14 protein-coding genes and 1 pseudogene are annotated in these 13,579 nt (G+C 63.9%); 6 read left to right on the forward strand and 9 right to left on the reverse strand.

The window, feature by feature from the left end; translation table 11 throughout:
- The 3 genes from ACFWO3_RS07865 (at nt 1) to ACFWO3_RS07875 (ending at nt 1,772) form a co-directional block, all read left to right on the forward strand.
- Nucleotides 1-480 carry a nitroreductase family deazaflavin-dependent oxidoreductase gene (locus ACFWO3_RS07865; RefSeq protein WP_378575779.1) on the forward strand — a complete coding sequence of 160 codons (480 nt, stop codon included), beginning with the start codon at nt 1-3 and terminating at the stop codon, nt 478-480.
- Nucleotides 481-591: 111 nt separating this feature from the next.
- Nucleotides 592-1,257, forward strand: a complete 666-nt coding sequence (locus tag ACFWO3_RS07870; protein WP_378575782.1) for a GNAT family N-acetyltransferase — start codon at nt 592-594, stop codon at nt 1,255-1,257.
- Between the two features lie 101 nt (nt 1,258-1,358).
- On the forward strand, nt 1,359-1,772 hold the full coding sequence (locus tag ACFWO3_RS07875) for a DNA-binding protein (RefSeq protein ID WP_378575785.1): 414 nt from the start codon (nt 1,359-1,361) through the stop codon (nt 1,770-1,772).
- A 24-nt stretch (nt 1,773-1,796) separates the two neighbouring features.
- Here ACFWO3_RS07875 and ACFWO3_RS07880 read toward each other — a convergent pair whose 3' ends face one another.
- The 8 genes from ACFWO3_RS07880 to ACFWO3_RS07915 form a co-directional block, all read right to left on the reverse strand.
- Nucleotides 1,797-3,428 (reverse strand): acyl-CoA synthetase, encoded by a 1,632-nt coding sequence (locus ACFWO3_RS07880; protein WP_378575788.1) that lies wholly within the window; start codon nt 3,426-3,428, stop codon nt 1,797-1,799.
- A gap of 78 nt (nt 3,429-3,506) precedes the next feature.
- Entirely contained in the window at nt 3,507-4,751 is a 1,245-nt protein-coding gene (locus ACFWO3_RS07885; protein ID WP_378575791.1) for a hypothetical protein, read from the reverse strand.
- Complete coding sequence (locus tag ACFWO3_RS07890) at nt 4,745-5,305, reverse strand: nuclear transport factor 2 family protein (protein WP_378575794.1); 561 nt, start codon at nt 5,303-5,305, stop codon at nt 4,745-4,747. Before ACFWO3_RS07890 ends, ACFWO3_RS07885 begins: the two co-directional genes overlap by 7 nt.
- Nucleotides 5,302-5,511: a ferredoxin gene (locus ACFWO3_RS07895; protein WP_378575796.1), complete on the reverse strand. Its 210-nt coding sequence runs from the start codon at nt 5,509-5,511 to the stop codon at nt 5,302-5,304. Before ACFWO3_RS07895 ends, ACFWO3_RS07890 begins: the two co-directional genes overlap by 4 nt.
- Nucleotides 5,511-6,857 carry a cytochrome P450 gene (locus tag ACFWO3_RS07900; protein ID WP_378575798.1) on the reverse strand — a complete coding sequence of 449 codons (1,347 nt, stop codon included), beginning with the start codon at nt 6,855-6,857 and terminating at the stop codon, nt 5,511-5,513. The genes ACFWO3_RS07895 and ACFWO3_RS07900 overlap by 1 nt, the downstream gene beginning before the upstream one ends.
- Entirely contained in the window at nt 6,854-7,657 is an 804-nt protein-coding gene (locus ACFWO3_RS07905; protein ID WP_378575800.1) for an SDR family oxidoreductase, read from the reverse strand. The genes ACFWO3_RS07900 and ACFWO3_RS07905 overlap by 4 nt, the downstream gene beginning before the upstream one ends.
- Nucleotides 7,650-8,852 carry a cytochrome P450 gene (locus ACFWO3_RS07910; RefSeq protein WP_378575802.1) on the reverse strand — a complete coding sequence of 401 codons (1,203 nt, stop codon included), beginning with the start codon at nt 8,850-8,852 and terminating at the stop codon, nt 7,650-7,652. Before ACFWO3_RS07910 ends, ACFWO3_RS07905 begins: the two co-directional genes overlap by 8 nt.
- 5 nt (nt 8,853-8,857) lie before the next feature.
- Entirely contained in the window at nt 8,858-9,430 is a 573-nt protein-coding gene (locus ACFWO3_RS07915; RefSeq protein WP_378575803.1) for a TetR/AcrR family transcriptional regulator, read from the reverse strand.
- A gap of 123 nt (nt 9,431-9,553) precedes the next feature.
- Here ACFWO3_RS07915 and ACFWO3_RS07920 point away from each other — a divergent pair.
- A pseudogene (locus ACFWO3_RS07920) lies at nt 9,554-9,903 on the forward strand (hypothetical protein); the annotation flags it as partial.
- 34 nt (nt 9,904-9,937) lie between these two features.
- Here ACFWO3_RS07920 and ACFWO3_RS07925 read toward each other — a convergent pair.
- Entirely contained in the window at nt 9,938-10,837 is a 900-nt protein-coding gene (locus ACFWO3_RS07925; protein WP_378575805.1) for a LysR family transcriptional regulator, read from the reverse strand.
- Nucleotides 10,838-10,938: 101 nt separating this feature from the next.
- Between ACFWO3_RS07925 and ACFWO3_RS07930 the strand changes: the two genes are divergently transcribed.
- Together ACFWO3_RS07930 and ACFWO3_RS07935 are read left to right on the forward strand one after the other, a co-directional pair.
- Complete coding sequence (locus ACFWO3_RS07930; protein WP_378575807.1) at nt 10,939-12,003, forward strand: YeiH family protein; 1,065 nt, start codon at nt 10,939-10,941, stop codon at nt 12,001-12,003.
- Nucleotides 12,004-12,104: 101 nt separating this feature from the next.
- Nucleotides 12,105-13,574 (forward strand): aldehyde dehydrogenase, encoded by a 1,470-nt coding sequence (locus tag ACFWO3_RS07935; protein ID WP_378575809.1) that lies wholly within the window; start codon nt 12,105-12,107, stop codon nt 13,572-13,574.
- Nucleotides 13,575-13,579: the final 5 nt, after the last annotated feature.

Here is a 13,579-nt window from a genome sequence, read left to right on the forward strand (position 1 = left end):
ATGACGACCCGTCCGGCGCACCTCGATTCACCGACAACGGCTCGCATCATCAAATGGATGTCGCACGTCAACGTCTTCCTCTACCGCCGGACGGGCGGTCTCCTCGGCAGCAAGTGGCGAGTCGGCAGCGCGTTTCCGTTCGGTATCCCCGTCTGCCTGCTCACGACCACGGGACACAAGAGCGGCCAGCAGCGAATCACGCCGCTGGTGTTCATGGAGGACGGCGAGAACGTCGTCCTCGTCGCGTCCCAGGGCGGTCTCCCGAAGAACCCGATGTGGTACCTCAACTCGATGGCCGACCCTCGGGTGAGCATCCAGATCAAACGGCGCGTGACGACCATGACCGCACGGGTGGCCACCCCGGACGAACGTGCTGCACTGTGGCCCCGATTGACGTCGCTGTACGCCGATTTCGACAACTATCAGACATGGACGGACCGCACGATTCCCGTCGTCATCTGCGTACCGGCCAGTAGCTGACAAGTGCCGAGGCACCTACCCGTCAGTAGTTGCCCCGAGGGGATGCCATGCCGGCCGGAGTCTTGCAATATGGAGACGTACGGTCGGCCTCGAAGCAAGGATTTCGCACACATGAGCACACAGATACACGATCAGATCCACGACCGCCGCGAGCTCACCGCAGCATTGCTCCGCGCTCTCGAACGACGGCACGAGGTCCTCGACGCCGTGGTCGACAGCGAAGACCACGATGCGGCTCTGCGTACCGTCGCGAAACTTCTGGACACCTCGGAGGCCTACGCGAACGCGGTACTGAATTTGCAGTTCCGTCGACTGACCAGAGCGGAGCGCCGTAAGACGCAGGCCGAACTCGACGACCTCGACGCCACACTCCAGTGGACAGCCGTGGACCGACCGGCGAGCACCGGCCGGCAGTTCCGATTGCGGCCTTTCACGGACAGCTCCGAGGATGCCGAACTGTTCCACAAGCGGTGCGCCGAGCAGACGGACGACGCGGGTAGTCCGTGGAACGAGGACCGGATCGAGAACGAGCGCAAGGCAGGCATCGGCCGCGTCGGCGAGGAGTCGGCCGCATGGTTCGTCGCCGAGGACACCTCCGACTCCTCGTGCGTGGGACTCGTGTTCGGCGAACTGTCGGGACGTGAGGTCGACGTGGCGATCTGGATCGCTCCCGAGTCCCGCAAGAAGGGTTATGGAACCGCAGCCGTCAAGCACAGCCGTCGAGAGCTGGCCGCCGAGTTCCCCGGCACCGTTCTCGTCGTCCGAGCGCCGGCCTGACGCGGTCCACCGGGCGCTCGGCCACCACCGAGTTCTGCGTTTGAACATTTGGTTCACAACATTCTATTGTCAATTTGGTGTTGCCAAGGCATGCTCGATCCATGAGCGACAACACCTTCACCCCACCCGACCCCGGCCGCGAGCGAGCACACCGCGAGTACGAAGGACTCTTCAGAATCGGTGATCGCCACGGCGCCACCCCCGAGCAGCGCGCACGTCAATCCCACACGGAGATGTTCGAACCGCTCGGGGCCGTTCGTGTGGTGGCCGCCCTCGCCGGCGGTTCCGCGCAACTGCTGCCCGACGAAGCGCCCGTCGACGACACCGACATCACCGCGGCTCTGAGTTTGCTGCCGCGCGCCCGTGCGGACATGGACCAACTCGAGGCCCTGCTGCTCGGTGTCGCCCGACAGCGTGGAATGACGTGGAAGGACATCGCTTTCGGCCTCGGACTCGGGAGCACCCAGGCGGCCAGACAGCGCTACGAGCGACTCGCCACCCGCACGTCGCCGTGAGCGGTCAGCGAGTTCAGATACTCGCTAACCACTCACGGGGGCGGAGCCCACTTCGTGGGTAGGTCCGGATTTCTCGGTGACCGCGTGCGCCCATCGGTAGTCTGGTTTACCGCTGGGCGTGCGCTCGACGGTCTCCACGACCCAAACCAGACGAGGAATCTTGTACCCCGCCAAGCTCGCTCGTGCGTGAGCCTCCAGGCCGGCGAAATCCACCGCATCCTCGCGAGCCTGAACCACCGCAGCGACGCGCTGGCCCCAACGATCGTCCGCGACGCCGACCACGATGGCGTCGTACACATCGGGGTGCGCCTTGACGACGCCTTCGACCTCCTCGGCGAACACCTTCTCACCGCCGGTGTTGATCACCATGTTGCCTCGGCCGAGCAGCGTGATCGCGCCGTCAGCCTCGATACGCGCGCGGTCTCCGGTGACGACGACACGCTTGCCCTCGACCTCTCGGAAGATCTCCTTCGACTTCTCCGGGTCGTTGAAGTAGCCGATCGGCACATACCCGCCCTTGGCGAACCACCCCTCGACACCCGATCCCGGCTCGACCGGAACGTTGTCGTCGTCGACGACCATCGCGAATCTCCCCGCCGGCACCTGCGGACCACCGACCTGCTTCTGCCCCTTGGAGGCGAAGCCGATTCCACCGAAGCCGGTCTCGGACGAACCGATGGAATCCGAGACCATGATGCCGGGGAAGGTCTCGAGGAAGCTGTCCTTGATCGCCGAGGAGAAGAGGGCCGCGCCCGACGCGACCACGATGAGACTCGAGACGTCCACGTCGACATCACGATAGGCCTCGATCAGCGGCCGCCCCATCGCGTCGCCGGTGATGATGATGATCTGTATCCGATGCTTCTCGATGAGCCGCCAGGTACGAACCGGGTCGAACTTCGAATCGAGCAGCACGGTGTTTCCACTGAACAGCGCCGAAAAGGTGGGCATCATCGCTGCCGCGTGAATCAACGGGGGCAGCGCGAACCACCGCGACGGATCCCCCTCGGCGCCGACCCGCGACTGCTGGTACTCGTCCTCGATCGACTCCCCGGTGTAGAAATCGAGGCCACCGCCGAGGACTCGCCAGATGCCTTCCTGCGTCCAGACCACGCCTTTCGGCCTACCGGTGGTGCCGCCGGTGTACATGATGAAGTGGTCTTCACTGCTGCGCTCGTCGAAGTCCCGCTCGGTCGACATCCCGTCGAGCGCGTCCTCGTACGGCACAGATTCGCTGGGGAGACCGGCCCCGCCGATGTCGTCCTCGACCACGAGGGTCGTACCGATTCGCGGCAGTGACGGAAGCACCTCGGCGATCTGCTGGGCATAGATCCGATGGTGGACCACGGCGTCGAGCTGTGCGTTGTCGTAGACGTACTCCAGCTCGTCGCAGGTGTAGCGGTAGTTGATGTTGATCGCCACCGCGCGGATCTTGAACGACGCGATGAGAGCTTCCATCGTTTCGATCGCGTTGTGGAGGTGGATTCCGATGTGCGACCCCTCCCCCAGGCCGATGCTCAGAAAGTAGTGCGCGAGCTGGTTCGAGCGCTCCTCCAGTTCACGGTAGGTCACCTCCCTGGACGGATCGATCAACGCAACACGATCGGGCATCAGATCGACCGAATGCTCGAACAGGTCAGCCAGGTTGTACGCCACGAAGTCGGGTCCTCTCTAGCAAGAGTTGTCTCTGGAGTCGGGCACTACACAGGCTCGAATCACTACAGGCTCGAATCACTACACGACAGTGAGCGGTAACGACATTCCCCGATCGGAGAAGGCGAAACCCGCGCCCGTGCTGAATCTCGTCAACGCCACCTCGGAAGCCTCCTTCGCCGGCACCTCCCCCAATACGACCTCTGTAACCAGGGAGTCTGGCAGGTCTTCGACGATTCGAAGGTCGAATGCGGGATTCACTCCCCGAACCAGGGCGACGAGTGGTTCGAGGTGTTCAGCGGTGACCCACGACGGCCACCCACCGTCGGTGTCCACACCGGAACCGCGTCCGAGACGGATTCGCATCCGGTCACCGCCGAGGATCTCGGCATCGACGTACTGACGCGGGTTCAGCACTGGGTGGAGAGCCAACACCGTGGCGAGGCCGTCCGTGTCGCTTGCGAGCCCCATGGCGTCACGAATCCGTTCCGAAGTCAGACCGGCGATTCCGGTGAGCTGTTTGCGGGCGATCTCGAGAGACTGGTTCTCGTCGCAACGCACCCGCACCGCCATCAGGAACCCGAGCGCGAGTAGATGCTGTTGGATGCAGACTTCTTCTGCGATCCGTATCAACGCCGAGTGCGAGAAGTCCTCGAATCGCACGTCAGCGAGCAGTGGGCCGCTATAGCTTCCCTGCCCTTCCTCACTTTCGTCTATCGGAGTCAGCTGCACGGTGCCCGCCGCCGACGCAGCGAGAGTCCTTGCGCGAGGGGGAAAAGGCTGCGGCTTGTTGTTCGCGTCGATCGTCACCTGCCAAGCACAGTGTGGGTGCCGGTCAGCTGGTCGGCGCGGGGGGCGGTGCACCGGCCGGACCTGAGCACGAGGATTGGTCGCCAGCGCCGTCGCGTCGAACGTGGGGTCTTCGACGTCGTGGCACATTGCGGTCACGTACTCGTCACCCATCGGTTCGACGTCCATGAGGGCACCACAGTGATCGAGCCAGAACTCGCCGTGATCGTGATCGGTCACGCTGTATCGGAAGTCCATGAACTGAGGTGGCGCGCCTATCTCGATCTGCATGCCCTTGAACAGGGTGTCCACGCCGTCACCCTCGAAATCCAGCGCCCGTTGCATCCGCTTCGTGTACACGGGACTGGCGGCCATCCACTCCTCGATGGCGACCTCCGTCATGCCTTCGCGGCCGAAAGCGCCTATCAGGTGCGGCATTCCGGATCGGTCGATCAGATGCCCGCACAGCAACAGTTCGCGAACCAGGACCGCCAGTTCGCGCCGCGACAAAGGCTCGAATCGAGAGGACGTCACCACAACGAGACCGGAGCCTTCCCTGCTGGGTACCAGCCGGGCAGTCGCTCGCCGGTGGAGCGCTGGATGCGTGCGTTCATGCTGTCCGACAAGGCGTTGTCGGTGATCATCTCCAGGAACAGGGCAGACACATTGCCGAAATCGAAGAAGTCCCGTTGCCAGGACCACTGGAAATCGCCGCCGTATCGAAACCAGCTGCCACCGATGCCGTGCACCTGATAGTGCGAGCCGTCTTCGCGCGTCTCGTCGGCTGTCTGTTTCCAGAATCCGATGCAGTCTCCGGTGCGCTCGTCGATGACGAACTGCTGGTACGGGTACTGCCACCCCTCGAGCCCGTGCATCTCCTGCCCCAGCGCCAGCTCGCGGATCTCCTCACGACCCACGGCCATGAAGTCGTCCTTCGGCCCGTAGTTCCAACCGTAGGTGGCATCCTCGGTGTACATGTCCGCCAACGGCTTCCAGTCTCCGATGGACTCGCATCGCTTGTTCTCGTCGATCCACTTCTCGACCATCTCGTCGAGCTCGGCCCGATCGAAGCCGACCTTCTTTTCCGTCATGATTCGTCTCCGTTCGATTCGAGCAGGCGCAAGGCCTGGGTGGGACAGAACCGCACGGCACTCTCGACTTCCGTGCGGGCGGACTCCGGTGGGTACTTCTCGAGAATCTCGACCTGTCCGTGCTTGGGAACCTCGAAGACATCCGGCGCCTCGAGTTCGCACATGGCATGCCCCTGGCAGAGGTCCAGGTCGGCCTCGACGTTCATCACTTGCTCCGCTTCCGGTACCTGACGGTGCACGGTTTGGCGAGCTGCACAACCATCTTGCTGTGATCGTTCCGGTAAGAATCGGAGGGTTGCGTCATCTCGAACTCCCAGTCCTGCAGAAGGATCGAGAAGATCGCCTTGAGCTGCATCAGGGCGAATGCCGCGCCGACGCAGCGGTGTCGTCCCGCGCCGAACGGAATCCAGGTCCACCGGTTCACGATGTCTTCCTGGTTCGGGTCGATGTAGCGGGCCGGATCGAACGTGTCGGGATCGGGAAAATCCTCGGGAATTCGATTCGACACTGCCGGGGTGGCAGCGACCAGATCGTTCTCGGAGATCTCATAGCCGGCCACCTCGAAATCGCCTCGGGCGAGACGTAAGAGGATGATCAGTGGTGGATGCAGACGTAGAGTCTCCTTCAGCCCTGCCTCGAGGTTCGGAATCTGCCGGAGCGCTCCGAAACTGATGTCGGAACCGTCCGAGTAGAGCTCGTCCAGTTCGGTCACCACCTGCTTCATGAAGTCCTGGTGCCGGAGGAGTTCGATCAGCGTCCATGCCGCAGTTCCGCTGGTGGTGTGGTGCCCGGCGAACATCATCGAGATGAACATGCCCGTGATCTCGTCGGCGCTGAAACGCTCTTTGCCCTCGTCGTCCTTGACGGATACGAGCACGTCGAGCATGTCGCGATCTTCTTTTCCTCGAGGAGGGTTCGCGATTCGCTCCGTCATGATGTCCTGCACCAGCGCGACGAGCTCGACCCGGGCTTCGTCACGTCGACGAAAGCTCTCGATATCGGCATAGGGATCGACGAAAGCCAGCGCGTCGGTGCCCTGTTCGAGCTCGTGGTACAGGCGCGCAAAGCGTTCGTCCAGTTGATCCCGGAACTTCTTGCCGATGAGGCAGGCCGACGACGTGTAGATGGTCAACTCGGCGAAGAAGTCGAGAAGGTCGATTTCGCCCTCGTCGTCCCACTTGGCGACCATGTCGTCCACCTCGCCGGCGATGGTGGCCGCGTGACCCTTCATCTGTTCACCGCGCAGCGCCTGGTTGTGAAGCATCTCCTTGCGGCGTTCGGGGCTGGCGTCGAACACCACACCCTCGCCGAAAATCGGCTTCATGAACGGGTAGGCAGCCTGCTGGTCGAGATCCTCGTCGTTCGAGCGGAAGAAGAACTCGTTGGCCTCCGCGCCGGACAGCAGCACGACGTCGCGGCCGGCGAGCTCGAACACGCCCACGTCACCACACTCGTCCCGAACACGCCGCATGAGTGCGATCGGATCGGTGCGGAGTTCTTCGAGATGCCCGTGCTCGGTCTGCCCGCCGGACACTCGCGGCGCGGTGGTCATGGTTCTACCTCCTCAGCAGATTGCTGCGTGCTGAGCGGGGCTTCCGGCTGGACCTCGGTCAGGACGATGTGTGATCCACGGGGCGCCGATACGGTCGCGACGACGGCGTCGGCGATCGCGGAAGCGCGCAGGAAATAGGGATGCCGTGCAAAGCCCCACTTCGACCAGTCGTCCAGTACGGGTCCGATGATTTCCGGGGTCGTGTCCATCCCCATGCCGGTCTGCGTCGGGCCCGGTCGCACGATCGACGCGCGAACGCCGGTGCCTTCGAGCTCCATTCGCATCTGGCGCCCCATGGCTTCCAGACCCGTCTTCGCGGCGTTGTACGCACCGGTCCGCGGTCGCGGCGCATCGGCGCAGTCGGAGCCGATCAGTACGAAATCACCGCGCCTGCGCTCGATCATGTCCGGGACGATGCGGTGTGCGAGGCGCTGAGCACCGACGAGGTGCACGTTCACCTGGGTGAGGAAGTCGTCGGGGTCCATCGCGTGTGCCTGTCCGAAGGCAAGGTCACCCGCGCCCGACAGCACGATCTCGGTCTCCCCCAGCTCTCCTTCGGAGGCCGAGACGAACTCGTCGACCGAGGCAGTGTCGGTGACGTCGAGGAAGTGGGCGAATGCGTCGCCGCCATTGTTGCGAATCTTCTCCGCTATCGCCTCGCATTCGGCGACTCTTCGCGCACCGAGGGCGACGGGGTGCCCGAGTTGCGCTAGTGCGTACGCCGTAGCGGTACCGATCCCGGAGGAAGCTCCGCTCACGATCGCCGGGCGCCGCTGGGGGTTGGGCTCGAACCTAGGCACCGCGCACCTTCACTTTCACCGGCAGCTTCGAGAATCCCCGCACGTTGGTCGAATGGACTCGCTCGGCGCCCGCCTCGTCGACTTCGTATTCACGCACCTTCTCGGCGAACCGGGTGAGGGCGATCCTGGCCTCGAGCCGAGCCATGTGGGCGCCGAGGCAGAAGTGGGTGCCGCCACCGAAACTGGCGATCTTGGTGGAAGTGTCACGTCCGATTCGGAACTCGTCCGCATCCTCGAACACATCGGAATCGCGATTGGCCGAACCGATGAGAATCAGCACCTTGCTGCCGGCCGGAACGGTCTGCCCGTAGTACTCGATGTCCTCCGCCGCGGTGCGCGCGACGATCTGGCTCGACGTGTCGTAGCGCAACGTCTCCTCCACCCAGGCCGGCACGTTCTCGGGATCGTCGAGCACCGGCCGCACCTGGTCCGGATTCTTCGACCCCCAGTAGAGTGCATTGCCGAGAAGCTTCGTCGTGGTCTCGTTACCCGCCACGACCATCAGGAACATGAAGCCGATGATCTCTTCGTCGGTGAGCCGGTCGCCGTCGATCTCGGCCTCCAGCAGTGCGGATGTCAGGTCGTCGGCCGGCGTCTTGCGGCGCACTGCCAGCATGTCCGCGTAGTAGCCGACAAGGTAGAGGGATGCCTCCATGGCGGCGACCGGTACGTCGCGCACCCCGTCCTCGCGATGCACCACCAGGTCCGCAAGCCTTCGCAATTCTGCGCGATCGGACTCGGGAACACCCATCAGCTCCGAGATGACGTCCATGGGGAGCTTTCCTGCGAACTCGGTGATCCAGTCGAACTCACCGGCCTCCATTGCCGGGTCCAGATAGCGATCCGTCAACTCCAGGATCCGGCCCTCGAGTTCGTTGACTCGGCGAGGCGTGAATCCTCGAGACACCAACTGACGCATCCGCATGTGCCGCGGATCGTCGAGTGCAAGGAACGACATCGTCTTGTGGGCGTTGGGGCCGTATGCCGCCGGATCCAACGAAACTCCGTTGGCGCTCGACAACCGTTTGCTGTCCCGGAATGCAGCCGCGACATCCACGTGCCTCGACAGCGCCCAGAACTCGAGGTCCCGGTCATAGTAGAGCGGGTACTCCTCGCGTAGCCGGCGGTACATCGCATACGGCTCTTCGTGGAAGTCGTAGTCGTAAGGGTCGAATCTCAGTGACGCTGCCGTCATGGCGATTACTCCAATATGAGCTTGGCGGATGTTTCCAAACGGTCGGCGAACTTCTCGTACGTGCCGTACCCCATACCGGCACGGACCAGCCCGCCCGAATAGAGCAATTCGAGGGCTTCGAGCACGTTGGGGTCGTGGCCGTCCCCCAGCGCGTCGGCCAGGCGGCGACGAATCTCCAGTCCGATCCGACCGCGCAGGTGCTCGACGTCGGGATCGCGACCGAGCAGAGCGCTGGTGACGGCTCCCGCCAATTCGGGTTCGTCGGCGATGAGCAGAGCGGTGTCGCGCAGTACTGCAACGACACGGACCACAGGGTTCTCACCGTCCGAGGAGGGCGGCTCGGACGCGGCGAGCCTGCGCCAGAACACCTCTGCAACGAGATGTTCCTTCGACGAGAAGTAGGTGTACGCCGTCGCGGGCGCTACACCTGCGACGCCCGCGACGGACCGAACGGTGAGTCCCGCGAACCCTTCTTCGCGCAGAACCTCCACCGCGGCCTTTGTCAGGCGATCGACGGTATCGGCTTGCTTCTCGGTCAGACGGCGCCGGGTGGACTCGAAATTCGCATTACTGGACACGTGTCTGGACGCTACTACAGTTCGAGTGTCGCGGCAACGAAATCACTGACGCTAGCGACTCCTGGACTGGAAGCCGTGACCCGGAAAGCGACGGTCGACGACATCCACGCCACCGCGCGCGCGATGCCGCACGTGACCGTCTTCCGTCCCGAGAGCAACCCTGTCTACCAGGTGGGCAGCAAGTCGTTCGTCTTCTTCCGCACTCCGCGGCCGGACTCTATCGACGTGGACACCGGGAAGCGCTACGACGATGTCGTCGTCATCTGGGTGGCGTCGGAGGGCGACAAGCAGGCCCTACTTCAGGAAGTGCGCTTACCCTTCTTCACGACCCGCCACTTCGACGGACATCGCTCGGTCTTGCTCCCGCCTCGCACGTGGGCGAGATCGACCACGATGAGCTGGTCGAGATCGTCCAGGACGCCTGGCTGTGCCAGGCATCCGCCAGGCGGGCAGATACCTGGCTACGGGAGCAGCATCTGAAATGGACCGAGACTGGCGGTCTGCCGACTACGCCCGCCAAGATCGGGCGATACTCACCAGTTCACCGGCCGGACCGTCGAGTCTGCGCGGCGGGCGCCACACAGCCCGCAAAGTGCGGGTCAAATCGAGGCCTTCGACCGGGACGATCTTCATCTCGCCGGACGCCACCTGATCGGAGACCGCGAGCGTGCTCATCACGGCGGGGCCCACGCCCGCAATCACGCTGGTGCGAATGGCCGCCGCGCTACCGAGCTCCAAGAGCGGCAACGGACGCACACGGTCTATCAGTGCCACATCGAGAGTCGTTCGGGTACCCGAGCCGGGCTCGCGCACCACGAGCGGCGCACCAGCGAGTTCCGCAATACCGACCGAACGCCGTCTTCGGACCCACGGATGTGCCGGATGCACGACGACGACCAGGCGATCAGTGGCGACCGCCGCGCTGTGCAAGCTCCTCGGCACCGTCGGAGACTCCACGAAGCCGACGTCGCACCGACCGTCCTCGGTGCGCTCGAAGACCTCGGTGGAATTGTGCACCTGCAGGTGGACCTGCACATCCGCATGGTGCCGGTGGAATTCGGCGAGCCAGTTCGGGACGAGGTGTTCGGCCACCGTCATGCTTGCGCCGACGGTCAGTTCCGCCTGGCGCTGCGCGCGCAACGCCTCTGCCGCGTCCAGCAGCCGCGCTGCATCGGCAAGAACCTCACGCGCCCAGTGCACGATCACCGTGCCCTGCGGAGTGAGGGTCGATCCGCGTGTGCTGCGCATGAGCAACGGGGCGCCCAGATGAGTTTCGAGCTGTTTGACGGCACGACTTGCATTCGGCTGCGCCATGCCCACCCTGCGCGCCGCACTTCCGAGACTTCCGAGCTCGTCCACCCTGACCAGCAACTCAAGTACCGCCAGGTCAGGCCACGCTCTGATCATGCATTCAGGATATGCATAACGCACGAGCCATCTCAATGCCATATGTCGCCATACCGATTTGGGGACTACCGGGGCCAGCCCAGGGTGCGGAGGGTGGATTCATGATCACCCCGAACGGTTCACCCGAGCAGGAGGCGCCCGAGCAGGAGGCGCCCGAACACGAGGTTCCGGCGCGATTTGCGCGTCTGCGACGATTACTACCCGGTCTCCTGCTCTGCGCCGGCGCTACCGGCGTCGCGCTGTGTGTCCACGATCTCGTGCCGTCGATCAGCCCGCTATTGGTGGCCATCGTGATGGGCGCAGCGCTCGCGAATATTGTGCGGTTGCCGAATCGAATCGAACCGGGGATCGAGTTTTCGGCGAAGCGATTGCTGCGCGCAGGGGTCGCATTCCTCGGGCTACAACTGGTGTTCGCGGACATTCTCGACCTCGGCCCGGGTGTGATCATCATGGTGGTCGCCATCGTCGGGCTCGGCATCCTCGGCTCAATGTTCGTCGGCAAGTTGCTGGGACTGAGTTGGACTCAACGACTACTGATCGCGTGCGGGTTCTCGATCTGTGGTGCCGCCGCAGCCGCGGCCGTCGACGGGGTGGTCGACGCAGATGAAGAGGAAACGGTTACAGCCGTCGCCCTCGTCATCATTTTCGGCACCTTGATGATTCCGGCACTCCCGCTGCTTGCATCGTTCGTCGGTCTCGAACCCGAGCAGGCCGGGCTGTGGGCGGGTGGATCCATCCACGAGGTTGCGCAGGTCATCGCCGCGGCCGGCGCCATCGGCGGCGGCGCGTTGGCCGTCGCAGTGGTGGTCAAATTGGCACGCGTGTTGATGCTGGCTCCGGTCATGGCGATCGTCAGTCTCGCCCAGCGGCGTGCGATGACGCAGACACCGCCAGATCGAAAACGCCCGCCACTGGTGCCGTTGTTCGTGCTGGTCTTCATCTCGATGGTGGCCATACGTTCTTTGGTCACGCTCCCCGAGTGGTTCCTCACGGTCGGCGTAGTCATCGAGACGGCGCTGCTGACTGCCGCGATGTTCGCATTGGGAACTGGTGTCCGCATCGCGACCATGAAGCGCGTCGGACCGAGGCCGTTCGTCATGGCATTGGCCTCCACCGTGTGGGTCGGTGCGATCTCGTTGGTCGGCACCCTCCTGCTTTCGCCATAGTTGATGTGTCGGTGCCGCAACGACTTCTGCGATCGCCATTGCACCTCACATCTTGACATACTACAGTCCAGACACATGTCCAGAAATGAAGCCGACGCCTGATGCCGCTGCGTCCCACAGACAGCTCGGCACTACTGGTCGACGGCAAGCTGGTCCCCGGATCGAGTGGTGTCTTCGACATCGTGAACCCTGCTACGGAGGAAGTGATCGGCCAGGCCGCCGACGCAGACGCCACCGACATGGACTCGGCGATCCAGGCAGCTCGTCGAGCGTTCGACACCACGTCGTGGTCGCGGGATCACGCCCTCCGCGCCCGGTGCCTTCGCCAACTACGAGACGCCCTGCAGGGGCACATCGACGAACTCCGCGACATCACCATCGCCGAGGTCGGAGCACCACGTTTCCTGACGAGCGGCCCGCAACTCGAGGGTCCGATAGCCGATCTGGGATACTTCGCCGACCTGGCCGAATCCTACGAGTGGGAGCGGGATCTCGGAGTTGCGGCCCCGATGGGGATCAAGACACATCGCCGGGTCCTCAAAGAAGCCGTCGGCGTCGTCGGCGCGATCACCCCGTGGAACTTCCCCCATCAGATCAACTTCGCCAAGATCGGCCCAGCGTTGGCAGCAGGCAACACCGTTGTACTCAAGCCCGCCCCGGACACGCCCTGGTGCGCCGCACTGGTCGGCAAGGTCATCGCCGAGGAGACCGACATTCCCGCGGGCGTCGTCAACATCGTCACATCCAGCGATCATGCGCTCGGCGCCCAACTGTCAACCGACCCGCGCATCGACCTCGTGTCGTTCACCGGATCCACCGCCACCGGTAAGGCAGTCATGGCTGCCGCATCCGAATCGCTGAAGAAGGTGTTCCTCGAACTCGGCGGCAAGTCCGCTTTCGTGGTCCTCGACGACGCCGACATCAACGGAGCCTGCTCGATCGCGGCGTTCACGGTCGCGACGCACGCGGGGCAAGGATGCGCCATCACCACAAGGCTGCTCGTCCCGCGCGAGAAGTACGACGAGGCCATCGCCGCTACCAAGGCGGGCCTCGCGGGGCTCGCTGCAGGCGACCCCGATGCGCCCGGGACCATCTGTGGGCCGCTGATCTCCGCGAAGCAACGCGATCGCGTCGAGAGCTACCTGAAGCTGGCTGTCGAAGAGGGCGGGACCATCGAGTGCGGCGGAGATCGTCCGTCCGACAAGGAACGTGGATTCTTCGTCTCCCCCACCCTGATCTCCGGGGTCGGAAACGACGCCCGAGTAGCCCAGGAGGAGATATTCGGTCCGGTCATCGTGATCATCCCACACGACGGCGACGAGGACGCGATCCGTATCGCAAACGATTCCCCCTACGGCCTGTCGGGTTCGGTATGGGGCGCCGACCCGGATCGGGTGGAACACGTCGTCGCCGGGATTCGCACCGGAACACTCAGCGTCAACGGCGGAGTCTGGTACTCCGCAGACGCGCCTTTCGGCGGTTACAAGCAGTCGGGAATCGGCCGTGAGATGGGTGTGGCCGGGTTCGAGGAGTACCTGGAAACGAAGCTCGTCGCTGCTCCCGCGCAGTAACAGAA

Source organism: Rhodococcus sp. NPDC058521, assembly GCF_042719695.1.
Lineage (GTDB): Bacteria > Actinomycetota > Actinomycetes > Mycobacteriales > Mycobacteriaceae > Rhodococcus_F.